The 24240-nt window shown below is 50.9% G+C and carries 26 protein-coding genes and 2 pseudogenes; 24 read left to right on the top strand and 4 right to left on the bottom strand.

Annotation, left to right across the window (positions count from 1 at the left end):
• Positions 1-131: 131 nt before the first annotated feature.
• From OCY70_RS32040 to OCY70_RS31930, 24 genes and pseudogenes are all read left to right on the top strand, one after another.
• A complete protein-coding gene (locus tag OCY70_RS32040; RefSeq protein WP_261948854.1) occupies positions 132-308 on the top strand; it encodes a phage protease in 177 nt (58 codons plus the stop codon).
• A gap of 93 nt (positions 309-401) precedes the next feature.
• Positions 402-554, top strand: coding sequence for a hypothetical protein (locus OCY70_RS32035; protein WP_261948855.1), 153 nt, complete (start codon positions 402-404; stop codon positions 552-554).
• A gap of 275 nt (positions 555-829) precedes the next feature.
• Positions 830-910, top strand: a pseudogene (locus tag OCY70_RS36635) (hypothetical protein); the annotation flags it as partial.
• A gap of 5 nt (positions 911-915) precedes the next feature.
• Complete coding sequence (locus tag OCY70_RS32030) at positions 916-1761, top strand: Mu-like prophage major head subunit gpT family protein (protein ID WP_261948856.1); 846 nt, start codon at positions 916-918, stop codon at positions 1759-1761.
• 21 nt (positions 1762-1782) lie between these two features.
• Positions 1783-2228 (top strand): annotated as a pseudogene (locus OCY70_RS36440) (gp436 family protein).
• A gap of 42 nt (positions 2229-2270) precedes the next feature.
• On the top strand, positions 2271-2732 hold the full coding sequence (locus OCY70_RS32015; protein WP_261948844.1) for a phage virion morphogenesis protein: 462 nt from the start codon (positions 2271-2273) through the stop codon (positions 2730-2732).
• 77 nt (positions 2733-2809) lie between these two features.
• Entirely contained in the window at positions 2810-3244 is a 435-nt protein-coding gene (locus tag OCY70_RS32010; protein ID WP_249725584.1) for an SON protein, read from the top strand.
• Positions 3228-3446 carry a hypothetical protein gene (locus OCY70_RS32005; protein ID WP_213430845.1) on the top strand — a complete coding sequence of 73 codons (219 nt, stop codon included), beginning with the start codon at positions 3228-3230 and terminating at the stop codon, positions 3444-3446. Before OCY70_RS32010 ends, OCY70_RS32005 begins: the two co-directional genes overlap by 17 nt.
• Entirely contained in the window at positions 3439-4584 is a 1146-nt protein-coding gene (locus tag OCY70_RS32000) for a DUF2586 family protein (RefSeq protein WP_261948891.1), read from the top strand. Before OCY70_RS32005 ends, OCY70_RS32000 begins: the two co-directional genes overlap by 8 nt.
• A gap of 275 nt (positions 4585-4859) precedes the next feature.
• Positions 4860-5063 (top strand): hypothetical protein, encoded by a 204-nt coding sequence (locus tag OCY70_RS31995; protein ID WP_261948890.1) that lies wholly within the window; start codon positions 4860-4862, stop codon positions 5061-5063.
• A gap of 352 nt (positions 5064-5415) precedes the next feature.
• A complete protein-coding gene (locus OCY70_RS36435; RefSeq protein ID WP_390955197.1) occupies positions 5416-5667 on the top strand; it encodes a DUF6848 family protein in 252 nt (83 codons plus the stop codon).
• Positions 5668-7174: 1507 nt separating this feature from the next.
• Positions 7175-7318 (top strand): hypothetical protein, encoded by a 144-nt coding sequence (locus tag OCY70_RS31990; RefSeq protein ID WP_261948889.1) that lies wholly within the window; start codon positions 7175-7177, stop codon positions 7316-7318.
• A 170-nt stretch (positions 7319-7488) separates the two neighbouring features.
• Entirely contained in the window at positions 7489-8649 is a 1161-nt protein-coding gene (locus OCY70_RS31985; RefSeq protein WP_261948888.1) for a hypothetical protein, read from the top strand.
• Positions 8646-9260, top strand: coding sequence for a transcriptional regulator (locus OCY70_RS31980; RefSeq protein ID WP_213430851.1), 615 nt, complete (start codon positions 8646-8648; stop codon positions 9258-9260). Before OCY70_RS31985 ends, OCY70_RS31980 begins: the two co-directional genes overlap by 4 nt.
• 11 nt (positions 9261-9271) lie before the next feature.
• Positions 9272-10027 (top strand): serine/arginine repetitive matrix protein 2, encoded by a 756-nt coding sequence (locus OCY70_RS31975; RefSeq protein ID WP_261945408.1) that lies wholly within the window; start codon positions 9272-9274, stop codon positions 10025-10027.
• Between the two features lie 13 nt (positions 10028-10040).
• Positions 10041-10331, top strand: a complete 291-nt coding sequence (locus tag OCY70_RS31970; protein ID WP_213430852.1) for a hypothetical protein — start codon at positions 10041-10043, stop codon at positions 10329-10331.
• Positions 10331-10744, top strand: coding sequence for a DUF2634 domain-containing protein (locus OCY70_RS31965; RefSeq protein ID WP_213430853.1), 414 nt, complete (start codon positions 10331-10333; stop codon positions 10742-10744). Before OCY70_RS31970 ends, OCY70_RS31965 begins: the two co-directional genes overlap by 1 nt.
• Entirely contained in the window at positions 10737-11864 is a 1128-nt protein-coding gene (locus OCY70_RS31960; protein ID WP_261944656.1) for a baseplate J/gp47 family protein, read from the top strand. The genes OCY70_RS31965 and OCY70_RS31960 overlap by 8 nt, the downstream gene beginning before the upstream one ends.
• Before the next feature lie 4 nt (positions 11865-11868).
• A complete protein-coding gene (locus OCY70_RS31955; RefSeq protein ID WP_213431380.1) occupies positions 11869-12555 on the top strand; it encodes a hypothetical protein in 687 nt (228 codons plus the stop codon).
• Complete coding sequence (locus tag OCY70_RS31950; RefSeq protein ID WP_213431381.1) at positions 12552-12872, top strand: hypothetical protein; 321 nt, start codon at positions 12552-12554, stop codon at positions 12870-12872. Before OCY70_RS31955 ends, OCY70_RS31950 begins: the two co-directional genes overlap by 4 nt.
• A complete protein-coding gene (locus OCY70_RS31945) occupies positions 12862-14154 on the top strand; it encodes a phage tail protein (protein ID WP_213431382.1) in 1293 nt (430 codons plus the stop codon). Before OCY70_RS31950 ends, OCY70_RS31945 begins: the two co-directional genes overlap by 11 nt.
• 11 nt (positions 14155-14165) lie before the next feature.
• Positions 14166-14510 (top strand): hypothetical protein, encoded by a 345-nt coding sequence (locus OCY70_RS31940; protein WP_213431383.1) that lies wholly within the window; start codon positions 14166-14168, stop codon positions 14508-14510.
• A 259-nt stretch (positions 14511-14769) separates the two neighbouring features.
• Positions 14770-15741, top strand: a complete 972-nt coding sequence (locus tag OCY70_RS31935) for a beta-channel forming cytolysin (protein ID WP_213430342.1) — start codon at positions 14770-14772, stop codon at positions 15739-15741.
• A gap of 669 nt (positions 15742-16410) precedes the next feature.
• Positions 16411-16839 (top strand): hypothetical protein, encoded by a 429-nt coding sequence (locus OCY70_RS31930; protein WP_249725515.1) that lies wholly within the window; start codon positions 16411-16413, stop codon positions 16837-16839.
• A gap of 370 nt (positions 16840-17209) precedes the next feature.
• Here OCY70_RS31930 and OCY70_RS31925 read toward each other — a convergent pair whose 3' ends face one another.
• The 4 genes from OCY70_RS31925 to OCY70_RS31910 all read right to left on the bottom strand — a co-directional run bounded on the left by OCY70_RS31925 (position 17210) and on the right by OCY70_RS31910 (position 24228).
• A complete protein-coding gene (locus OCY70_RS31925) occupies positions 17210-18031 on the bottom strand; it encodes a WcbI family polysaccharide biosynthesis putative acetyltransferase (protein ID WP_249725514.1) in 822 nt (273 codons plus the stop codon).
• Between the two features lie 1037 nt (positions 18032-19068).
• The gene (locus OCY70_RS31920; RefSeq protein WP_213430343.1) at positions 19069-19998 is read right to left on the bottom strand and encodes a D-alanine--D-alanine ligase; all 930 of its coding nucleotides are present in this window, start codon (positions 19996-19998) and stop codon (positions 19069-19071) included.
• A 5-nt stretch (positions 19999-20003) separates the two neighbouring features.
• Positions 20004-21461, bottom strand: coding sequence for an aminotransferase-like domain-containing protein (locus OCY70_RS31915; RefSeq protein ID WP_213430340.1), 1458 nt, complete (start codon positions 21459-21461; stop codon positions 20004-20006).
• Between the two features lie 112 nt (positions 21462-21573).
• Complete coding sequence (locus OCY70_RS31910; protein ID WP_213430339.1) at positions 21574-24228, bottom strand: phosphoenolpyruvate synthase; 2655 nt, start codon at positions 24226-24228, stop codon at positions 21574-21576.
• Between the last annotated feature and the right edge of the window lie 12 nt (positions 24229-24240).

Below are 24240 nucleotides of genomic sequence, written 5' to 3'. Positions count from 1 at the left end.
CCGTTGCGATGCGAAAACGGAAGACGTAGCAGCGGCCATTATGGCATTGAAAAATCTTCCGGCTTCGTGCCTGTTTCGAGTTCCATGCTCTGAAGGCGCGACTGGATAAAAAGGATTCGGATGAGCTCGTGATGACGGCCCTGAAGGATGGCAAGATTTCCGCCGCTCAAAAGGCTTGGGCGGAAGAATACGCACTCAAAGACCCGCAAGGCTTTAAAAAGTTGTTGAAAAGGCCCCGCAAGTGGTTCCGGTCGGTGAACTTGAAATCGAGGACGGAAAGGCGCAGTCGAAGGGGATTGATGAGATGAGCCTGAAGGTCTGTAAAATGCTTGACATTCGGATGAAGACCTGGAGAAGTACGGCGGAAAATAAAAGACATAATTGGGAGGAGGAAAGGCCTTATGGCACTGTCACAAGGACGCAATACAACGGAGTTCGCCGACGGAAGAACGCTTGTCATTCCGGTCAAAGGTGGAGTCAAGATTTTTGATGGCTCATTCGTCGCTATCGACGCGAACGGCTTGGCCGTTCCGGGGGCAAAAGCAACCAATTGATCGCAGCCGGCGAGCTGAGGAGTATATAGACAATTCGTTAGGTGCTGACGGGATGCAACCATTCGTGTCCGACGCGGCGTGTTCAAGTGGAACAATGCAGCTACCGGAGCAGTGACAGCTAAGGATATGCTGAAAAGTTGCTATTTCGTTGATGACGAGACCGTCACGGCCACGGCTACAGGCTCCAGTGTGGCTGGTAAGGTCATAGGCATTGACGGCAGCTACGTTGTTGTTGAAACGTTATAAGCTGAACAATTCATAGAGGAGGAAATGGAATGATAGTTAATCAGCAGGCTCTGCGCGGTATCTATACCGCATTCAATATCTTGTATACGAAGGCATTCGAAGAGACGAAAACACAGTGGGAACAAGTAGCCACGAAGGTTCCATCCACGACGGGGGCGAGGAAAATTACAAATGGCTTGGAAAGATGCCACGTATGCGGGAATGGGTCGGTGATCGTGAAATCCAAAACCTGCAAGCATCCGATTATACCATCAAAAACAAAGACTATGAACTGACGGTCGGTGTGGATCGCAATGATATCGAGGATGACACTATTGGTCTGTATAACCCTATTGTACAGGATATGGGCCAAAGCGCAGCAGCTCATCCGGATGAATTGGTATTTGGTTTGCTGCTCAAAGGGTTCAAAGAAAAGTGTTACGATAAACAGCCGTTTTTCTCGGATAAGCACAAAATCGGAGAGAAAGTCTTCAGCAACAAAGGGACTAAAAAGCTCTCCGTCCGCTCATATGCTGCTGCAAGAAGCGCCATGATGTCCCTTGTTGATGATGGTGGCAAGAGTTTGAAGCTTGTGCCTAATCTGCTTGTGGTCTCTCCGGCCAATGAAGAAATGGGACGCAAGATTCTTTATGCAGATCAAATTGATGGAACGACTAATACATTTAAAAGCACGGCGGAGCTGCTTGTCGTGCCAGACTTGGCCGAGAGCCCAGATGCTTGGTTTTTGCTCTGCACGACAAAGCCGCTGAAGCCGCTCATCTACCAGGAGCGCAAGGCGGCTAGGTTTGTCGCCATGGATCGGGATACGGATGAGAATGTCTTCATGCGTAAGCAATTCCTCTATGGCGTAGACGGCCGCTCGAATGCCGGTTATGGATTCTGGCAAATGGCATACGGAAGTACAGGCGAAGAGGACGAAGTAAATCCGGAGCCGCCAAAGGAAGAGCTGTCTCAAGATTGAACGCCATAAGAGGTGAATCGAATGTACTGTACCACGGAAGAAGTCCGAGGGATGATTAAGGATGACGCGCTGAACGCGCTAATCGGAGACCGCTACATCGAGGACGAGGAGCAACGCGAGGAGCTGATCGCCCCCATCATCGAAGAGGCCATTGCCGACGCATCCGGAGAAATCGACGGGTATCTCGTAAAGAGGTATTCCGTCCCCTCTCTCGGGTGCCGAAGGTAATCAACAAGTATGCTAAGGACATCGCGGTATACAACCTGTTCAGCCGCATCGGCATCGACGAGGGCGAGAAGGAAAAGAACTATCTGAATCGATATAACGCGGCTATACGGTTCCTAGAGAACGTGGCAAAAGGGATTATCGATATCGGCGTCAGCGACGGTTCAAGCAAAGCGGCCACGGCCTTTTCCGCACAGAGTAGCCCACGCCTGTTTTCGCGAGCCAGCATGCGGGGGCTGTGAGATATGTATAGTATACGGCTTGAAGGCGATGTCCGGCGGCTCATGAAGCGGCTGCGGAAACTCCAAGAGGTAGACATTCGAAGAACTGGTCTGGTTCTGGCGGAAGCGCTACGAACATCAACCCTGGAACGGTTTAAGGAACAAAAGGGCCCAGACGGCAAGGCCTGGAGTACCTCCATCCGGGCATCACAAGAAAATGGCTCCACCCTGACAGATAGTGCTCGCCTGAAGAATTCCATTAAATCAACGGCAGATGGTTCAGGGTTTGCAGTCGGAACGAATGTAATATATGCCCGAACTCACCAATTTGGGGAAAAGGGCCGCTCTGTAACCATCCGGGCAAAGACGCGCAGAGGTCTGATTTTTAAAATCGACGGCCGCTGGATACGCAAGCGCCAGGTCAAAGTCAATATCAAGATTCCGGCACGTCCATACCTCGGTATATCGGAGGAGGACATGCTCGAAATCAAGGGCACGCTGGAAGATGCCCTAGCGGAGGAATAAGCATGATATCGACATGTAAAGAGTACCTTGTCCAAAAGCTAAAGGCCGCTGGAATCAAAAGCAAGGTATGCACAAGCATGAAAGAGCTTAGAGGGTACAGAGAAAGTCATGTCGGCGCGGTAATCCCGGATCGGGACACATTCTCACGAGCCTACAGCAAGAAGCTCTATCGCGACGAAAACATGGCAAAGCATAAACGGCGTAAAATGTTCGAGCGCGAAACAACATTTGTTGTCGTAATAGGCGAGTACAGCCAGGAGCAGGCTGACGCCATATTCGAAGCCTTCCTGGCATTGCTCGACCCAGGCATTTTGATTGACGGCAACTATACCGCGCTTGAAGTCGAGGAAGCTGACTGGGTAGACAAGGAAGACAGCATTTTGCAAGCAAAAATCGCAGTGCAATTGAAGGTGACTTTCCGAGGCGGCGTCTACAAAGATACGGACTTCGCCAAGGTCAATTACCATGTACGTAGCATCGAGAAGGAGGATGGATATGGCGAGCAAGGATAGTAAGGACGGGGGTTCCCCGGAACTTGTCCCCGTCGAAGAGTTGCGGGAACGGTGCGCTACTCCGGATGCAGTTTATCACGGTGTTGCTGCCGCTGAAAGCTGGAAGCCTGGCAAGCAAGTGACAATGGCTGCCTACAGCAAGGCCGTGGATAGATTCCTGTCCGGCCCCATCAGCGGAAAGAAGGTGATAGAAAATGCTTAGAGATGTAACGACGACCATCACCGACGGCGGACTCGGCATCCGCACGAACCTAGGTGAAGGAGTCCATGTCAAAATCGGTGTAGCTGCCGCACCGTCCGCCTCCCCTGTCGTCATAAGCGGGAATATGAACGACAAGAAAATCAAGGAATTGCTTGGTCATAGCCCGCTGGCCGATGCCGTCATGGACAGTATAGAGAATGGGGCTGGCAAAATCTATTGCTTCCCGGTCTCCCCTGCCGTTCCCGGCACGGTGGGGCAAGTACAGAAGGACGGAAGCGGCACAGGAAGCGCGACGGTCACCGGAAACCCATCCAATGCCGTCAAGGTTACGATGCAAGTGACGGAGAGCGGCGGGCTGAATGAGGCAGCCATTCGGTATGAGGTTGACGGCTTGTTCGAGCAGGAGGTCACTCTCCCCCTCAGTGGCGTACTGGACATACCGGGTACTGGCCTGAAATTTGCATTTTCGGAAGCAGAGCAAGACAAGGCGAAATCCTTCCTGGTCGGCGACACCTATACCGTATCGACGACCGCGCCGCAAATGAGTAATCAGGATGTTTTAGCAGCGATGGACAAGCTGCGGAACGTCAGCTTCTCCTTCGAATTTGTGCATATTGTGGGCGAATCGGCCAAACCACTATGGACGGCGGTCTCGGAGCAGATTGTGAAGCTGCGCGATACGTACAAGAAGCCGCTCTTTGCCATTTGTGAGGCTCCGCAGTGGGAGATGGATGAATCTATTGACGCATTCGTCCAGCGACTTATTGAAGCTCGCAAGGGCCTTTCCAACTATGACCTGCAAATCGTATCCGCCTGGTCAAAATATCGGAAGATGGACGGCCGGACAAAGGTGGTCAACAATGCAGGGATTGTCTGCGGGCTGTATGCTCTGGCGAAGCCACAGCAGTCTATCGGCGAGACGAAGAGCTTCAGCATTCCAGAAACGAAGATGTTGGAGCTGCTGCCAGAAGGTATTGAAGACTATGTCGGCCTGCTGGATGAAGAGAAGTACCTGACATTCCGGAGATATGAAGGGCTGGATGGTTTTTATGTTACGAATGCCAAGATGATGGCCCCGGATGGATCGGATTATCGGTACGCCGAAGATGTGCGCATCAAGAAACAAGATCATACTTGAGACTCGTCGGGAAGCTCTCCTCCACCTTCAGAGCGAGGTCGATATGACCGATGTTTCGGGCAGCTTTGGAGACGATAGCGAAGTTCAATTGAGACGCCGCTCGATGAGATGGTTCGCGCCAGGAGATTTCTTCAGGCCGGATTATCGTCCCGTCAGACCAGGACATTCTGGTATCGGAAACAACTGGATGTCATCATCCGCTATGTGGCCGATTGGCATATTCGGGAGATTCAGATCGACATTGGAATGGAAAAATCCGTTCGGAGGGAATAACCATGGCAATTATCAATGGAAAGGTATACGACTGGGAGATATCACCATCCTCCATACCGGGCCTCTCCGTGAAGTGCAAGAAATATCCTACGATGATGAACTGGAAAAGGAAGTCGCTTACGGCAAAGGGCAACGGCCACGAAGGATACGGCGAAGGAAATTATAAATCAGAGGGCAAGCTGAGCCTGATGCGGGATGGACTATGACGACATTGTCCAGTACTGCAAGAGTAAAAATCTTGGCTGTACACGCCTTGTGATCCCGAAAATCGTCGTCATCTACGCCGACGGCGGCGGGCGGACACGGACGGACGTCCTGAATACGGTCCACTTTCACAAAGGCGTCACACAAGAATGCCCAGGGAGACAGTCACTGAAGGTTGACCTTGACGTTTATCATCGTCAATGGCATTGACAGAGACGGAGTCAAGCCTATCTGATTGCATTATTTAGCAAAATAGATGACAAAATTCGGAGGTATCTATAATGACCAAAGAAAACTGAGATCGCCGTACTCGAACCAACTCCAATCGAAGTATATAAGGCTCGATATGGCAAGGTGTACCGTTTATTAGCAACGATTGAGCAAGACGATTCTTCTAATCTTGAAATCGAATATTATTTCCGTAAGCCGAAGACGGCCAGCTATGACCGCTATGTGAAGACAGCATCTCAAAGTCCGACGAAAGCTCTGCGTGCGTTCGTCATGGACAATGTCGTCGATGAACAGGCCTGCACAGTTGGAGGCGCACCTCGAAGAATACCCAGCTTTTGCTTTATCACTTGTGGGAGAAGCTTCTCACCATGTTAGGCCTGAGCAAGGACGTAAATTTAAAGCTACTTTAGATAGCTGTCTCCAGGAGGTAAAAACCCAATTTTATAGAGTCCGGCATGCTGGACAATCTATCGGTTTTTGCCTCGCTGCTGTTCTAAAGGGGAAAGAAGTCGGAGACATGGACATGGATGAGTTTATATTCGGGCCTTGGCTCAAGCTAGAGTCATCCAGGAGCTTGAAGAGAACATCCTAGCGAGGGCAATTACAAAGTCTTCGGGGAGTAAAAAGGCCATCCCCTAAAAGGATGGCTTCTCTCTTCGAATCCAGCTTCGATATAGGATGGGTAGCGTGCTTGACGGTCTTTCGAATCCCCTCTTTATTTCTTATCCTGGTGGCGGGCCCATTGTTTGCTCGTTCCCGACCCATAGGCAATACGGAATTGACATATATGGTGAGCGGTACAAAGATGAGGATGGATATCACTGCAACCCGCACAGATGGCGAATACAAGCAGTTTAAACGCAAATGCAATACCAACCATTTGGAGTTCCTCCTCTTCACTATATGTATAAGACAAATATACCACCAATATCAGGAAAATGGAACGGGGTGATAATGTTGTGAGTCTGGATTCTATTTTTTAGGCTTTCAGTCATCGTAGGAATGATTGACCCAGTTATCCGTCCCAATTGTCACGTATTAACGCAACAGGTGGGACGGTTCAGTAAGCAAGATTGATAGATTGAACCAAAGCTTCGGCAGTATGACGAAAACTGTCTGTTGATGGCCGGAGTCGGGATGCAAATATCGGACCTCGGTGCTGAAGCCAGTAGAGGCCACATTTCGACACGCGCCGGGCTCTTGGGGGAGCTGGCATCTCTGGGAAACCGGAGAACTTGGGGCTCTTGGAGCAGGCTGCGAGAGACTTTTCCGATCAGTGGGCTGGCACAACAAAATCAGACTTTTTGACGGCAGCGTACTCAATCAAATCCGGGATTGCATCTCTGACGGATGAAGGCGTTTGCGGAATATACTCGGTTTGGCTGGCCTGACGGGTAAAGCGACTAAGGCCTCCGTTGAAGAGATGACATCGTTGTTTGCTACAGGGTACCGGGATCGTATAAGGATTACTACAAGGACATGTCGGACATTGAAATTTGCTGAAGCTTTCTCGGCGGGCATATCCGATTCCATCCGGATATTCAAGACATCCGGTTCTGGAATGTCTCAAGCGATTCAGACGCTCGGGGCAGCTGCAACATCGGCGAATGTACCGCTCGAAGAACAAGCTCGCCATTGTGGGTATGCTACAAGCTACGATGTCCGGGTCTGAGGCGGGAACAAAATATAAAGCGTTCTTTCTTCCGCTCAGCAGCGAAGGCGGGTGAAGAGCTTGGATTGAAGTTTACAGATACGAATAACCAACTGCTATCGATGCCTGAGATCCTTTCGCTTCTCCGTGGCAAGTTCGGAGAGAGACGATGGATGCAGCGGAGAAGATGCAGCTACAAAAAAGCAATTCGGTACAGATGAAGCCGTAGCCTTGATTGACCTGCTCTATAACAAAACGGGTGAACTACAAGATAACATTTTGCTTCTTTATGACTCTATGGGGCAAGGGGCAGATATCGCTACTAAGATGGCGGGCGCAATAAATGAAACAGAAGGCGAAAATATACCCGGCTAACTCAGCGAGTTCGTAATCTTACTGAGGAGATCGGGAAACAGCTCCTCCCTACCTATAATCAGATAATTGAACAAGGAGAGAGAGTATTACAGAGTGTCGGAGAATGGATTGCTGAGAATCAGGAGCTTGTCAAAGTTCTCGCCATTGTCCTATTGACCATCGGAGGTCTTTTGACCGGACTGGGCACGCTTATCGGTGTATTTGGTGCTGTAGGCATGGTTATTACCAAGACAAGCGGCATCGTTCGCGGCTTTCGGACAGCGTTAAGAGCAATACCAAGCATGCTCACGACGATCAGGATTATGGCCCTCTATGCCGGGGACGGTATCAGGGCCGGATTCAAAGGTATTGGAACGGTTACGAAGGGAGCCGTGACCGGAATAAAGAATGTGGCAGTTGGTATGGCGCACATGGCACGTCAGGCGATAATGACCGCCGTCAGAGCAATGCCCGGTCTGATTGCTTCGGTATGGTCATTTACGGCTGCACTACTTGCCAACCCGATTACGTGGGTCGTGGTCGGTATTATGGCCTTGATAGCTGCTCTCGTACTGTTATGGCAAAACTGGGATGCCGTCGTGAGTTTCCTTTCGAGCTTATGGGATGGCTTCGTGAACGGCATCGTCGCGGGTTTCGATTGGATTCGCAATTTGTTCAATGGGATGCCGGGTTGGCTTCAGGTCGCAATCGCTGCATTTTTCCCATTCATCGGAATTCCGATGCTGATCATCAATAATTGGAGCAGCATTAAGAGCTTTTTCTCGAATCTCTGGAGCGGCATTACGGATGTATTCCAAAAAAGTGTTCAGTGGTGTAAAGACTTCATTACTGGCACATTGAGCTGGTTCCGAGAGTCCGGTTCTAAAGTCATTACGACTTTCACGGACGGGATCAAGAGCGTCATTAACGCACCAGTCAATATGGTGAAATCAGGACTAGCAAAGGTCAGGGAGCTTCTTCCCTTCTCCGATGCACATGAAGGCCCGCTATCCGAGCTGACGTTATCAGGCCGTCGAGTATTCGAGACGATTGGCACAGGGATGGAACAGAGCGAAAACGTTCCGGCAGAAATGACGGAGCGTGCCTTTGCCAAAATGGATCTTTCGCGTGATGACGTGAAGAAAATCAACCTACGCGAGACGATCATGAACCGTTCCGAGAGCAATACCACCACAAAGGAAACCGACAGAGGCATGAACATCGAAAGATTGGAGTTGTCGGTCGACCTAAGCAGCCTGAAGGACTTGCCTGCCCTGTTCAAACTGCTTGAAGAAATCCGAGACTATACCAACAGCAACGGCATGACCCCATCAACGGGAGGTAGAGCATGATCTATGTCGATGAAAGTACAGTAAAGGTCGGCAAGGTTGTCCTCCCTGGCCTGTTCAAGAGCCTTGAAATTAAAGAGGATGCTCGCGTGGAGGAACAGGAAATCGAGGGCAAGGCGGCGCGGCCGAAGCAGGCCACGGGATATGAGGACGCCAAGGTAACGCTTGAGCTTATTTTGGAGGATGGCCCGAAGCTCACGAAACTGCAAAAACTGGCTGTCATTCAGAAGCTATTCCGGAAGCCGGGTCAAGCAAGGCCAGTCATGCACACCATTGTAAACGAGCACACCGCTGCCCGTGGTATCTCGAAGGTTATCTTTAAAAATCTGGTGACCAAAGAACAGAGCAAGAATTCCGCGATGACCGTCAGCATTGAGTTCTGGCAATACGGGACAGTTAAAATTGTGGCAAGCAAGAAATCCAGCAAGAAAAAGAATGAAAAGAGCAGCAGCGCATCGAGCGGTTCGGGTTCGGGAATCAATCTGAATGCCAATTATCAAAACTACCTGGATACAGGTTCCCGGGGAACCGCACCTAAATTAAGCAAGACAGCCGCGACGGATATCCCGCCGCCTGTCTCGACGAATCAAAAGCTCGCTGCTCTGCCGTTCTAGGAGGACGAATGATGGATCTGGAGATGGAGCTCTTCTATCCCGAGATACGTGTCACCATTGAGGAATATGAACTCCAAGAAGGAATAGAAATCGAAGTGTATTCTTCGGCTGACTCATACTTTGATTGGGCAAAGGTCAGATTTACGGAGCAATTCCAGGATAAGCTTTCGATTAGTCGGAAGGCTCCGGCCAGTATCGAGCTCGGCTATGATGGAGAGTTCCATGACGTATTCGAGGGGTATGTGGTCAGTCCATATTCTTCTGCCAACCAAAATGAAATCATCCTGAAGGATGGAATGATACTGCTGGAAGAGACGATAGTATCGAACACCTTTTTGGATGTGACTCCCCAGGAGATGCTGAACTACTTGCTCGGCAAAGCAGGGATATCAAATTCGGTGCTCTCTCCCAAGATGTTCCCGAAGAAAGCCCGGCTTCCTATTCTTCAGAAGACTGCACTTGCAGTCATTGAGGATATCCGTTCCATTTGGAAAGCACAGATGCCCTTTTTCTTCTCGGGTAATGTCTTCTACTGGGGAGAGCAGCCGGAACAGCCTCTCATATACGAGTTTGTCTATGCCGAGAATATCATCTCACTGGAGCGTTCAGGCGGTGCATGGGAACTCGAAACCGTGTCCGTCCCTTTTGTTAGGCATTCGCATGTTATTCGGGTACAACATCCGAAGGTATCGGGCGAGTTCGCTGTCAAAAAGGTTGTATTTTCTACATCGGCAACGGGATTTATCCGAACTCGAATTTACTTTTAAGGAGGGCGGTATCTTGTTAGAGGACATGATTCAAGCGGTCATTGATAAGCGGATCAAAGAGCAATATCCTCATGTGCAGCTCGCCGCCGGAATGCTCGCCGAAGTGACCAGGGTTAGCGAGGGGACGGATATCCACGAATATAACCTGAAGATGCTAAACGAAGCTCGCACGGTTGATGAGCGGTTTCCGGAGATCCCGAATGTCAAGTCTGACAAGAAATTCGATCTAGGTGATATTGTGGCCGTGCTTCTTCTCTACGGACAAGTGGATGCCCATATCATTGGCAAGGCGGCGGTGGAGTAATGGCAGGCCTTCACGATTCAGACATCCGTCTGGATGCCAACTGGCAGCCAGCGGCAGCCGCAAACGGCGAGGCCTTGCTCGTCACTGACTATGATTGTTTATTCCAAGATATCCGATTGGAAGCGTTGACCCAGGAAGGCGAGCTTTTCTATGACGAGTCCTGGGGGTGGTCATTGCTGGAGTTTATCCAGTCGCAGGATGATGAGCTCACGAGGCTGGAAATCGAGCAACGCGTGAAGGAAAAGCTGGAGCGCCGGATCGAGATTGACGCGGACACAATTCAGGTCATTACAGCGTTCAGGGGGGATGCCATTACCGTTCATGCTTCCTTCAGGTTTCGAGGCGACGAACGCTTGTATGAGCTTGATGTCGACCTGGACAGAGTGAAAGTTGAGGTGGTACTCGTTGATTGATGATAAGGTGTTGGATCAACTGCTCCCCATCCCCGACCGGGAAGAGACAAAAAACAAGCTGCGGGAAGAGCTTGAACAAGAAGGCTTCGTCATAACGAATCTATTCACGGGCGGCGTATTCTATACGCTGATGATGATTGCCATTCAAGTACGGATTGACTTGGTTCTTCTTTTGCGAAAGGTGTTGAACAACCAGTTTGTTGCGCATGCCGAATCCGGTTGGTTGGAGCTGAAAGCAGCGGACTTCTCCAAGCGGAGAAAACAGCCCGTAAAAACACGGGGATTCGTGACGTTGAAGCGCAAGGCGGCAGGAAAAGCAGTCAAGATTGCCAAAGGAGACGTTTTCCGGACGGAACCGGATATGCTCGGCGAGGAACTCCGGTTCATCGCCCTGGAAAATAGCACAATGCCAGCGGATGCCCTATCCCATCGTGTGGCAGTAGAGGCCGAAAAGGCAGGATCAACATACAACGTTCCGCCCGGTCAAATCCGGCGGTCATTGACCCACATCGAGAGCATAGACGAGATTACAAATGATGTAGATTGGATTACCCGTGAAGGCAGCGACCTCGAAGATATAGAGAGCCTACGGGCACGAACATTGAATTCCTGGGCGGAGCTCTCCACGTTGCCGATAGCTGCCAAGTACAAAAACGTATGCGAAGCTATCCCCGGCGTGCTATATGTACGCGTCGATGACCTTCACCCTCGCGGCCAGGGCACGATTGACATCATTGTCACGGGAACGGCGGGCACACCATCAGAAGGCCTCCTTCAAAAAGTCCGAGAGGAGGCCGAGAAGATAAAAGGCCCGGACGACAACCTCCTGGTTAAGGCATCGGATACGGTGACACAGGACATTGATATAACCATTTGGATAGCATCGGATGCATCCGATGCAGGCATAGAAGAGCGCGCCAAGGCCATTCTGACAGAGCTCCTCCGAATCAAAAAAGGTCGCAGCCTGAATGAATTGAATCATTCAGACATCATTTTCGCGATTCGGAAGGAACTCGACGTCAGGAACGTAAAGGTCAATAATCCGCCGCAAGACGTTGTCTTGGACAACTCCAAGGTGATTGTTCTCGGTGAGGTCACCGTTAGGCTGATGAGGGGGTAACTACATGTTTCAAAAATTCAGTGATTACATGTTTTATCTCCTATATGGCCCATTAAAAAAAATTGCCAAGAAGGATAATCAGTTCTATATCTTTCTCAAGGTAATTGGCAAATTGTTTGACCAGACGAAGGAAGACATCTTCCGCGTCCGCGAGGAATCGATGATCATCTCTGCAAGCGAGACGATGCTACTCGAACACGGTCGGGATCGGGACATGCCACGATTAAAGGGCGAAGACGTTGAGGCGTATCGTTTACGGTTGATGATGAAGAACCTTATAGCGGAACAAGCCGGAACCAAGGAAGGCATACTTACCGCGCTTCGGGCGCTTGGATATGAGCATTCATATATCGAGCCCTATTATATCCATGACCCGGAGCGTTGGGCCGAATTTATTGTCTACCTGGGCAGCTCGGCACCGAGCGGAATTAATGACATCGCCGTCATTGATGCAGAAGTGATGAAGGTAAAGCCAGCTCGTTCAAAGCCTAGTTACGGCATCGAAGAAGGGGCCGGATCGACTGTAGTGATACAATCTACCTTCAGCTTCGGCTCTGTAGGGCTGCCGCTCTGTAATACCATTAAATGCGGGACGTGGCCGACAGGGGTTGGTTACTTGATCCATACTCCTCCCTGCAACACAATCAAATGTGGCACATGGCCACCTGCTAACGAGGTGACGACGTCGTGAAGACTTTTACAGAAATCGGACTTCAAAAGCAATTACAAAGATTCGCCGATTCTCTCTCTCATGCAGCATATCAAAACTCAGGCGAGACGAAACGGATTGACTTCATGAAGCTTACTGCCGAGGGAGATACAGTTCGAGTGTACATCTATTTCGATGACAGTGTCGCGGGTCAAATTGGAAACGTTGAATTGATAGACCATGACGGCGATATTGTTGCCCGGGCTGAAAGAGAATTCATCAAGCCAGCGAGTAAGGGCTTGTATGTAGCATTCAAATATAGATTGATTGAAATGGAGGTCGAGGGGCTTGGCATATAACCGCACCGAATGGCGTGACCATATCGTTGCACCGACTGGCGAAGTCATCCAGGAAGGCACGCCGATATCAGCCCGAAACCTAAATAACATTGAGGAAGGGATATACCAGCTCAGCCAGCGGATTGATGATGTGAAGGTTCCGGCTGCTTCCCTGACCCAGGCGGGCATCACCCAGCTATCAAATGCAACGGACAGCACCGACGAGACGAAGGCAGCCACGCCGAAGGCCGTAAACGAGGCGATGCAAGCAGCTGTCAATGCACAAGGAGCCATCGAAGCTCATACTGAGGATCAAGTCCGGCATATTACGGCTGCCGAGCGGACGGCTTGGAATGCAAAGGAAACGACTGAAGGGGCACAGGCAAAAGCAAACCAAGCTGAATCGAACGCCAAAAGCGCAAGTCTGCCGCGCTCGGGTGGCACTATCACGGGCGGGCTCACTGTTAACGGTGCACTGACCGTCCAATCGCGCAATATCATAACGGAGCTCGATTCGGTAAAGCAATCTGTCGTTGATGGGAAAGGGAAAGTCGCGGGGGTCATCAACGACAAAGGTGGCGGGCCAGTCTCCGCGAATAGTACGTTTGACCAATTGGCTGCTGCAATTAGTGGTATTCCACAAGCGAAGGGCAACCTCGCCCTAACAAGCACGTTCTTTGACATGCTGGGAAACTATGTTGGGAAAGGCATGTTTATCAACAAGGATAATAATTTTGTACTAGTCAAAGAAACAACATCAGGTTCCCCGGTAAAATACCAATCGGAGCTACATGAGGTGTCGCCAAACGGAACTGTTGTGAGGGCAGTACATCTGGGCGCTCCACGGGAGTTTGCGGCGAGTAGTTTGGTGGTAGGCGATAATGTTGTACTTATCGTGTTGAGTGGCTCTTCAAAAACATATGAACTGTATGACCATGCGGGAAAACTCATATCAAAAAACAATGTGGATTCTTCTGCTCCCGACTACGAAGTAATCGCAGTCACTCGTGACGGCTCTAACACGTTCATTGTTGATAGAGGTTATAGAGATAGAGACCCTGTAAGAATTTTAAACCATGCAGCAGTACCTTATTTCACAATGCCTTCCGGAAGTGTCAGCGCCGAGGAAGCTGTTTTTTTAAGCAAGACAAAACTGTATGTAGCACGACAAAGTTATTCGCCGATAGCTCGCAAGCATACTATTATTACGAGAAACAACCTGTCCTTTAGTTACGAAATGACAGACAAAAGCACATCAGACTCAGGCGTTATTCAATTTCTTGGAGCACACGCATATCGATAAGGAGGATTAACATGATTGGATTAAAATTAACAAATGTTATAGGGCCGAGAGGCGGTAACTATGATTACAAGGGTTTGGACACGAACAAGTTTGTCCCGGGCACACTGGTATATCCTTCAGAATCATATGACTTTTATGTCATAACAGAGCAGTCAAGGGAAGAAATCCCGGAACACGAGGACATCCATCTTATTACGGAAGAAGAGTACGAGGCAGCTTATGAAGCAGAACGCAATAGACCACGTGAGCCCGGCCCGATTGAAAAGCTACAGGCGGAGAACGAAGAGCTTCGGAGGCAGCTTGACGCGTTGCAGTTGGCTGTGATGGGTATGATGGACGAAGGGGGTAATGCATAATGAAGAGCCTATTTTTCGCATTTCTTATGGACTGCTGGCGAAAAGGTTTTGCTGATGAAGATAAGCTTCAGTCGTATGTTCCTAAGTACATTTCGGCTGAAGAATGTCAAGAAATCATTGAGACGAAAGGGTGAGAACCTCACTTCTATAACGGCGCAATTTTGCCAAATATCTTGATAAACATTGCCAAAAAAAATGCGCCGCTACAAGCTATGCTACGATAAACCTTAACCTGAAGAAAAAGAATGGAGTGGAACATATGATAAAAAAGAAAAAAAGGTCACCAATTTTTTTTAAAAGTATAACCGCAGTTGCTATTTTACTAGGCTCTCTAACCTTAAATGGAACATCTGTCTCTGCGCAAGTAGCCAAAAATTCTCCAATCGATATTGGACAAGGCGCAAAGGTATACAATAACTTATCGACAAGGTTTGGCGATGAAAAAATAAAAACCTCTCTTTCTGTTTCTTTTATTGACGATCCCCATAGTAATAAACAAATTGCAGTCATTACTACGGAAGGAAGCAACATTGACGCGGACAGAAAAATCTCTTTTCCTGAACAGGATTCGTATCCAGGGTATTATAGAGCGACAATGCATTGGGCATCTTCTTATCGGGTAGCCATGGAATTAAACGGAAGCGGGGATTTTTTCAAGGTAGCTCCTACGAATACCATCGATAAAAAAACGGTATCCTCTACCATTGGATATACCATTGGCGGTACAATAGGCAGTCTCCCTAATAGCAGCAACAATTGGTCAACCTCCGTTTCTTATGAACAAGCAGACTACAAAACGATTTTAAAAACCGATACCAATAAAAAGGTGGAATGGACGGTTCCTTTTGTTTCCGCGATGAACCAAGGATGGGGACCGTATGATAGGGATTCATTTACTGTTAATTATGGCAATGAGCTTTTTAGTAAATCTCGTAACGGCCAAGTGTGGGCAAAAGATAATTTTCTTTCCAGCGATCAGATGCCTGCTTTAGCGGCTTACAGCTTTTCTCCTGCCGTTGTCGCCGTTGTCATTGCAGATAAAACGGATTCCCTTTCTGAATTAACGGTACATTTAGGAAGAACGCAAGATAGTTATAAGCTGCAATGGCATAATGAACTATTTGGTCTTGGCTTTTGGGTAGGAAGCAATGAAAAAGACACCTCCCAGGCCACCTTTACTACGAAATATATTCTTGATTGGAAAAATCATAAATTGGTAGAGAAAAACTAAGTAACTTATGGAGAAAGGTCGGAGATCATCTCCACTCGCAAATGAGGCGAATCTCCGTTTTCTTTGGTTTACTTCAAATTCTATTCAATCGATCCATCACAGCGAGCGCTCCCCTGATCTGAGCAGGAGCGCTCGTTTTTGCTTATCCCCGGCTAGTAACATGATTGCTACAAAATATAACAATCCTTATGCGATGAGGAAAGAAAAGGCATGCGATGGTAACCTTAACCCGAAGGAAAGGAGGCTTAGGAAGTAAAGTCAGCAGCATACTCAACTCGGAGGGGATACACAATGGGAATGAGAAATGGTCTCTTGTTATCGGGCTTTCTGCGCTCATGCTTGGAACCGCTTCCGTTCCGCCCCAGGCTTAAGCCGAAGCCTCGATTGCCCAAGAGAAAAGCATCGGGATCGTGGATGTGAATGAAGTGCTCAAAAAAGTGGGCACGTATTATTACAAAAATCATTTGGCAAATACGGTCGCCAACCCGGAAAGCAATGGTTTTAGATACAGGCTTCAGGCGAATCCGGATAGTGTTACGCCCGTAATCGATCTGTCTATTGAGGCGAGAACGGAAAATATACACTATGATTCAACGATACCTGTCTTTGTAGGAGAAAACATATTCACCAATAAGTGAATCCGACACATTGGAAGCTCCTTCGCAACCCGTGAAGGTTCCCCCGCATAAAACGTATAAAGCCGTAGTGGAGTTCAGTCAAAGGACGTATCGCGGAGATGTCGTATTTACAGGCCGGACGGGAAGCACGATGGCAAATCGCAGCATCATCAAAGCAACCGGCGTATATACGGGCTGGATGGGCATGCAAACATCGAAGCAATTCACCTACGACAATTTTCTGGGGAGACATTATGCCGGCCTGACAGCCGCCCAGCAGCAAGAAATCAAAAATGCCGGAGTTCTGATTACAACAAGCGGTTACGGAGCTGCGGCTGATTCCTATTCTTCTGTTGAAGTAAGCGGGAAAGGTTCTTTTTCCGGCGTATTTGGCTCCGAGTTAATCGTAAATACCTATGATATCACCGACGGGAAACCTCAGCTTGTAGAAAAACGTACGATTCCAATCGGTATGGACTGATCATTTCCGCACGGCGCTGCAAGGCTGTCCCTTAGGCAGTACACAAGGTGGCTTAACTGTAATTATAGTAAGGTACCGGCGTAAGATGGATGATTCAGTGCAATCCTGCGTTAACGCAGGAATTTACGCCTTTTGAACCGATATTTTAATAAATTACTGCAAAAGTCCATCATTTCCGCCTATTTTTGGTTTTCACCCCTTTTACAAGCTGAAATTCATGCGTTTTTACAGGAATTCCTGTAACGAAGCAAACGTCATTAGGGAAAACTGCATTTTCGCAGTTTTTCGGCAAGTCGAGCATTGAGAATAAGGGGGGTGTCTCACCATAGCAAAAAACTACGTTTGGGACAGCCCCATTATTATGAACTTTCTAGAACCCTCGCATCGCTGGCGCATGATAATCGACATACCGCGAAATATATTCCGGGAAGGTCAGGATTTCACTACCCAAGGTGTACACCCGGTCTTCCGGCCGCACGAAGCTCAGCCCCAGATGCTTGATGACGCTCGGGTATATCGGGTGAATCAGATCGATAAAGTCCGTGTCGTGAACGACGTGCGCAATCTCCTGCCCTGAAATGTGAAGCCGCTCCAAAATGTTCATCGCCAAGTACCGTATAATCTGATACCGCGGATGGCATATCGTGGCGAACAAGTGAGCTTGCCGATAGTTCTGTTCGATGAAATCGGCCAGAGGGATATCGATCCCTGCTTCCCGGCTCCGCAAATTAAGCATGAAATCATGATGATATTGATGCAAGAACCGAGCGGGGTATAAATTCTCGTCCGACAAAATAGCGATAATCATCTCTTTGCTTACTCCCGCTTGCAGCAAGCGGATAACATTCTGATCCGCATAGGCGAACAGCGGCTCCTTATTGTCCGGGATGAATTGAGGATAATAGGACATAAAAAAAGCATTGCCGATGCTGATGCGGATACAGTGGTCCGGCAGTCTGGTCAATATATAGTCGGTGGACAGATAAGGCCCGAAGGCATCGCTTGTTCTCATATAGATGAACAGATCACATTGGCTCAACAGATGATCGCCGATGCCGGTGGCCTGATTGCATACCTGAATCATCGGCACCTCTACCAATTCGTAGAATTGGCGGAACGTCGCCGACGAAGCCAAATATTTGCGAATCGGAATGCCATGGCAGTTGGCGAACACAATGCATTTCTTCATCATGCACCTCTCCCCTAGCCCTTGCGGGCGTTCGTCTTCGTCCCTTCTTCGGTTTTTTTACATATAATGCAGATCCCATGCCTTCTGCCAGGGACATTCCGTCCTTTCCGCTTCTCCAAGCGCCAGAATAGGCCCTTCACGGCGAGTTCGGGGCGGGTTCGGAGCGAGTTAGGCAATATACGGAACGGACGGCACCACATATGTGAAGGCCGGGTTGTACGGACGCGACTCCGGGGAAAAGCAAGCGTCGGAGATGTCATTCATTGCGCTCCATAGCGGCAGGTACGGTACAACCTTCGAAGCTGTCGCCTCTTGTTGCAGCCCTTCGATAAGAAAGTCCAAGGGATTTTTCGCGCTCCATTTGGACTCGTCTCTCCGTAGAAAAAATGGATTTAACACGCTCTGATCGGAGTGCCTGAAAACTGTACAATTTCCTTTGAAACGTCTATCCGGTAGGCGAAATCCGCAAAACTAACTTTCCAGACACGCCGATCCAATAAGCGAAATCCGCAAAACTGAATATTTTTTCCAGATACGTCTATTCGGTAAGCAAAATCCTGCATAAATACAGCAATTGGATATAGATGACTTCACCAAAAAGAGAATCCTGCAAAACTACAGCAATTTCACCCGTTTTGCTTCCACTTGGAGCAAAAGAGCCTAAAATGATGTAGCTGTGCAGCAATTCCTCGGGATGCGGACGCATTGAGCCGAAAATCCTGTAAAATAGCAGCAATTCCCTCCACATGTTCAAACCCCGGGAGGCAACGATGCCCTCAGGAGGCAACGATACCTCCAGAATGCAACGTACCTCAAGAATGCAACGTACCTCAAGAATGCAACGTACCTCAAGAATGCAACGTGCCTCAATAATGCAACGTGCCTCAATAATGCAACGTGCCTCAATAATGCAATGATGCCTCCAGGATCCGACGCAGTCTCTTGGTTTCCGTAAATCAGGCCGATGAGAAAGTCCATAGGGTTTTTGGCGATTCAGTTATAAATTCTATAATATAAACAAAGAAGCAGATCTCCGGGCGTTACCGCCCAGGGAGACCTGCTTTTTCTGTCGTTCTTGCATGCAAGGAATACGTTATGATTTCATCCAGCAGCCGGCTGTAAGAAAGGCCCGCCGCTTTGGCGCTTCTCGGGAGCAAGCTGTTCTTGGTCAAGCCCGGTAGCGTGTTCACTTCCAGTACATAGGGAATCCCGTCGGCAAGCATCATGTCGATGCGGGCATACACGCTGCACTTCATGGCCTTATAGATGCGGAGAGCTGCCTCGCGAACCGCCGTGCCGCACGGCTCGGGCAATTCGATGACTTCCTCCTTCGCCCCGCCGTCGCAATATTTGGACGAATAGTCGAAGAAATGAGCCTTGGCCTTGATCGATACGGTGGGCAGCAGCGTTCCATTCAGCACCGGGCACGTGATTTCGCCGCCGGCAACATATTGCTCCAGCAGCACTTCCCGGTCCCACGCCAGCGCGTCCGCCACGGCTTGACGCAGGCGGTCCGGGCCGTCCGCGATCTGCACGCCGATGCTGGAGCCGCCCGTATTCGGCTTCACGACGACGGGATAGCCGAGCCGCCGGCCGACTGCCGCCGTATCGAGCTCATCGAGCGAAGTAATCAGCATCCAGTCCGGCGTCGCCAATCCTTCGTAGCGGATGATTTTCTTCGTCAGCTCCTTATCCATGCACAGGCTGCTGGATAAGACGCCTGATCCTGTGTAGGGGATGCCGAGCGTCTCCAGCGTGCCCTGTACCGTTCCATCCTCGCCGTATTTGCCATGCAAAGCCAACAGGGCGATATCTATCCCTTTGACCTTGTCGATAAGCTCTTCCGTGGAATTCAATTCGATGGGGATCGCTTCATATCTATCATCCAGATTCGCCATCATTTCCTTCCCCGTCATGAGCGACACTTGGCGTTCAGAGGAGACGCCTCCCATAATCACGCCGACTTTCATCGCCTTCATCCCGTTACCTCCCCCATGAGCTGCCTGACCGTCCTGCCTATCGTCGCGATGCCTGCCTCCAATTCCCCTTCCGAGACGCGCGAGAAGCCGAGCCGGAACGTGTTGGCGCCGGAGCCGTCGGTATGGAAAATATCGCCCGGCGTAAAGACAACGCCTTGCCGCACGCACACGCTGAGCACATCGCGCGCGGCTAGCGATTCGTGCAGTTCAATGAATAAGTGCAGTCCTCCGTCTCCGCTCAGCCTGGCGAACGGAATATGCTCCCGGCACCATTGCACGGCCAGCTCATATTTGCGCTTGTAAGCGTTTCGGGCCCGCTTGATATACTTTTCGAAATTTCCGTTATGCAAGTATTGATATAAAATCGCTTGATCGAGCGTAGACGTATGAATGCTCCGCGCCCGCTTCATGCTCTCCAAATAATCGACGAGCTCCCGATCCGCCAGGACCCAGCCTACGCGAATCCCCGGAAACAGCACCTTCGAATAGCTGCCGATGTAGACTACGTTGTTCCCGCTGCCGCCGCAGGCAATCATCGGGGCGACATGCGAGCCGGAATAGCGCAGTTCCTCGTTGAAGCCGTCCTCGATCACCGGGATGCGGTACTCGCCGAACAAGCGCAAGGCCTCCATCCGCTTCTCCGGGGACATGACGATGCCGGTCGGATTATGATAGGACGGAATGAGATAAGCCAGGTCGAAGGACTGTCGGGCCAATGCCCGCTCCAGCTCCTCCAGCTTGAGGCCGTCCTCCTGCATGGCGATTCCGTTGATCTCCAGGCCGTGCATCTTGAACAGCTTGATCGCCGTATGATGGGTCGGATTCTCGCACAGCACGCGCCCGTGCGGCTTGCGTATGGCCGAGAGGACGAGGTCGAGCCCTTCGGTAAAGCCGTTCGTCACCAGCAAATCTTTGCCGGATAAATCCACGCCCTTCGTCTCCATGTACCGCAGCAGGCAGTCGATTAACGGCTTGTAGCCTTTTGCATAGCCGTAGTTCAGCAAAATCTCGCCTTCGAGCGACATCCGATCGAGAAAGGCCCGCTTCATATTGTCCAGATCGAACAGCTTCTCGTCCGGGGCAATGCTCGTGAACGAAATCATCCCCTTCTCCCAGCGAACGCCATGCTTCATCAGATCGAGCTCCTCGGCCGTGCGGGCGCAGGCTCCGATCCTTCCCTTCCAATCCAGCCGCGCGCCGTCCACGGCCGGCACGACCTCCTGCGCCACATAGCTGCCTTTGCCCGCCACGGAATGAATCAGTCCTTCGTCCTCCAGTTCCCGGTACGCCGTCATGACCGTGTTGCGGCTCAATTGCCATAAGGAGGCGAACTCGCGGGTCGAAGGGAGCTTCTGATCGGCGCGCAAAATTCCTTTATATATCAACTCTTTGATATAGTCCTTCACTTGAACGGAAGCGGGACGTCCATCTACGAGCTTGAAATCGTTGAACATTCACTCATCCCCTTACGACTATATTGGCATATTTCCGCGGAGAAACAAAGAACCGCGCTCTGCCTTTTTCCGGCAAAACGCGGTTCCTTCCCTGGTTATATTCATAAGATGGTCACACCATGCTATACGCTTCTTCCAGCACGATCACATATCCTGTCGTGCCGTCCAGGCGAAGCAGATCGCCCTCACGGATCAGCTTCGTCGCGCGCTCGACCCCGACGATGGCGGGAATGCCATACTCGCGGGCGATGACCGAGCCGTGCGTCATCAGGCCTCCAATCTCGGTGATGAGCCCCCTCGCTTGCTGGAACAGCGGCGTCCAGCCCGGATCGGTGAACGGCGCCACCAGTATCTCGCCTTCCTTCAGCGCAGCCGCGCTCGGATCCAGCACGATTCTCGCCCTGCCTTCGACGATGCCGGGAGAGACCGGCAGTCCAATCAAGGCCCCTTCCGGCGCATCGCCGCCGTCCAGTCTGCCCTCGATAATCTCCCCTTCGCTCGTGAAGACGCGCGGCGGCTGCAGCCGCTGATAGTGCTTGAAGCTCTCCTGTCGGGCCGCGATCAGCGACGGAACATCTTCTTCGAAGGCGCCGGTTATGATCTCCTTCATTTCGGGCAGGGTCAGGAAGAAAATATCGTTCCGTTCGCGCAGGACGCCCCGTGCCGCGAGATCATCGCCCAGCTCAAGCACCGCTTTCCGATACAGCGCCAAATGCCGCACCAGCACGAATTTGTGATGCTCCCGCAAGCCCATAAAGCTGCGGTAGACGGTAATCAAGCGGGACACGATCCGTTCCTTGAACGCTCCGTCTTCCAGGCCGCGGACTTGGGTCAGAATGCGTTCGGCGGCCCTCTCGGCTTCCTGCTCCCCTTGGCGGAAGCGTTCGCGGTGCTCTCCGTGCTTGACGCTGTCCAGATGTCCCACAATCGAGGGGATCAGCATATAAGGCCGTTCCGACCAACGCGTTCTCATGATGTCAATCTCGCCCGGACAGCGCACGCCGTATCGTTCCAGCCACGGCGCGAAGGCCGCCTTGAATTCCGGGCCTCCGGCAATGCCGTCCAGCCCCTCCATAAATCCGTCCTCGGCCGCGTTCCGCAAATACGCCGTCACTTCCGGATAAGGACGGGCGATATCCGCCACATCCCCCAGATCCAGCCCCATCTCGCTCGTGACATTGAATGGCAGGGACTTGTTCAGTGTAATCAGTTCGCCGCCGTCGAACCGCCACCATTTCGCCAGAAGCTCGAGCAGATGCTGCGCCACCATGGCTGCCACCATGTAGTGAAAGCTCTCGCCCATCAAATAGCGCGCCAAAGACTCGTAGTTTTGATGAATATACGTAATTTTGTCTGCTCCGCCGCATTCGTCCAACCGCTGCCGGCATATATCCACAAGGTGATCCGCTCCGTCCTCGACCTCCGTGTAGGCCGCTTGGCCACCACCCTCCAACATATCCTTGAGCACTTGCGTCGCAAGCCGGGGGAGCATCTCTTCCAGCCCCTCCCAACCGGAAGAGGATTCTTCTTTGACCGGAAAACGGTCAAGGATTTGTCTGGCCGCGCTGCCTATGAGGGCGTCCATCTTGCCTATCATGTGCAGCGTCACCTTCCGGGCCAAGCCGGCCTCCAGCGAACGCGTGGCATCCATGAACAATCTGCCGCCGGCTTCTACCAGCGCTACCGCGCGTTCCTGCCCGGAGGAGGCGAATTCTCTTGTCATTTGCCAGACCGAAATTCCGGCGGGCGACATCGCATCCGTCATCATCTGGATATGGCCGAACGAGAAATAAACATGCAGCTCATCGCCGGGCGCTTTCGGTATCGGAAAAAGGGAAGTGATCGGTCTGGCCTGAACAATATAAAACTGTCCGCCGGACAGGCACCACTCAATATCTTGCTCCGTCCCGTAATGCGCTTGAATCCGTTCACCCATTCGGGCCAAAGTCATGATCTCCTCATCGGACAGCGCCTGCTCCTTCTGCTTCGGTTCAGGGAGTTCTTCCACGGCTGTGCCGCCTTCGGCAAGCGTATAGACAGCCGACTTCTTGCATGAGATCTGTTTCTTCACGATCTCGCCCTGCCTGACTTGGTACAGATCAGGGTTGACGATCCCCGACACGAGCGCTTCTCCCAGCCCGAAGCTGGCATCAATCGAGATGATGCTCCGGTTCCCCGTTATCGGATCGGCGGTGAACATCACCCCCGACACGTCAGGCGCGATAAGGCGCTGGACGATGACGGCCAGCCGGACGGATCGATGATCGAACCCGTTTTTGATCCGGTAGGCAATGGCCCGTTCGGAGAAGAGGGATGACCAGCACTGCCGAATGGCAGCGAAGAGCTGCCGCTCCCCTTTGACATTCAAGAGCGTGTCCTGCTGCCCGGCAAAGGAAGCTGTCGGCAAATCCTCCGCCGTCGCGCTGGAACGAACGGCTACGACAGGATTGTCGCCCATCTCTCTCCATGCCTTGAGAATATCTTCGATCATCTCATCCGGGATTGGCAAGCTGCCGATATGCTGCTGTATGCGCTGGCTTAGACGCCGGATCGCTTCGTTATCTTGAACGTTCAAGAGGCCGAGCTCTTCGTAGAAAGAGTCCATCCGATCCGATTGTCCCACTACCGCGTCATAGACGGAAGTCGTAACGCAGAATCCCGGGGGAACGGGAAATCCGGCTTGCCGCAATTCTCCCAGATTGGCTCCCTTGCCGCCCACGAGCGGCAAATGGGTCCGATTCACGCTGTCCAAATTGACCCAATACATCAATGGCCTCAA

Origin of the sequence: Paenibacillus melissococcoides, assembly GCA_944800085.1 — a bacterium.
Classification (GTDB): Bacteria; Bacillota; Bacilli; order Paenibacillales; family Paenibacillaceae; genus Paenibacillus_B; species Paenibacillus_B melissococcoides.
Note: the sequence above shows the minus strand (reverse complement) of the source record. Positions and strands in the feature narration are given on the sequence as shown.

Bases quoted from the DNA above. Each gene is read 5' to 3' on its own strand.
- OCY70_RS32040 (WP_261948854.1), top strand. From the start codon at position 132: ATGACGGCCCTGAAGGATGGCAAGATTTCCGCCGCTCAAAAGGCTTGG.
- OCY70_RS32035 (WP_261948855.1), top strand. From the start codon at position 402: ATGGCACTGTCACAAGGACGCAATACAACGGAGTTCGCCGACGGAAGA.
- OCY70_RS32015 (WP_261948844.1), top strand. From the start codon at position 2,271: ATGAAGCGGCTGCGGAAACTCCAAGAGGTAGACATTCGAAGAACTGGT.
- OCY70_RS32010 (WP_249725584.1), top strand. From the start codon at position 2,810: ATGAAAGAGCTTAGAGGGTACAGAGAAAGTCATGTCGGCGCGGTAATC.
- OCY70_RS32005 (WP_213430845.1), top strand. From the start codon at position 3,228: ATGGCGAGCAAGGATAGTAAGGACGGGGGTTCCCCGGAACTTGTCCCC.
- OCY70_RS32000 (WP_261948891.1), top strand. From the start codon at position 3,439: ATGCTTAGAGATGTAACGACGACCATCACCGACGGCGGACTCGGCATC.
- OCY70_RS31995 (WP_261948890.1), top strand. From the start codon at position 4,860: ATGGCAATTATCAATGGAAAGGTATACGACTGGGAGATATCACCATCC.
- OCY70_RS31980 (WP_213430851.1), top strand. From the start codon at position 8,646: ATGATCTATGTCGATGAAAGTACAGTAAAGGTCGGCAAGGTTGTCCTC.
- OCY70_RS31975 (WP_261945408.1), top strand. From the start codon at position 9,272: ATGGATCTGGAGATGGAGCTCTTCTATCCCGAGATACGTGTCACCATT.
- OCY70_RS31965 (WP_213430853.1), top strand. From the start codon at position 10,331: ATGGCAGGCCTTCACGATTCAGACATCCGTCTGGATGCCAACTGGCAG.
- OCY70_RS31955 (WP_213431380.1), top strand. From the start codon at position 11,869: ATGTTTCAAAAATTCAGTGATTACATGTTTTATCTCCTATATGGCCCA.
- OCY70_RS31940 (WP_213431383.1), top strand. From the start codon at position 14,166: ATGATTGGATTAAAATTAACAAATGTTATAGGGCCGAGAGGCGGTAAC.
- OCY70_RS31935 (WP_213430342.1), top strand. From the start codon at position 14,770: ATGATAAAAAAGAAAAAAAGGTCACCAATTTTTTTTAAAAGTATAACC.
- OCY70_RS31925 (WP_249725514.1), bottom strand. From the start codon at position 18,031: ATGATGAAGAAATGCATTGTGTTCGCCAACTGCCATGGCATTCCGATT.
- OCY70_RS31920 (WP_213430343.1), bottom strand. From the start codon at position 19,998: ATGAAAGTCGGCGTGATTATGGGAGGCGTCTCCTCTGAACGCCAAGTG.
- OCY70_RS31915 (WP_213430340.1), bottom strand. From the start codon at position 21,461: ATGTTCAACGATTTCAAGCTCGTAGATGGACGTCCCGCTTCCGTTCAA.
- OCY70_RS31910 (WP_213430339.1), bottom strand. From the start codon at position 24,228: ATGTATTGGGTCAATTTGGACAGCGTGAATCGGACCCATTTGCCGCTC.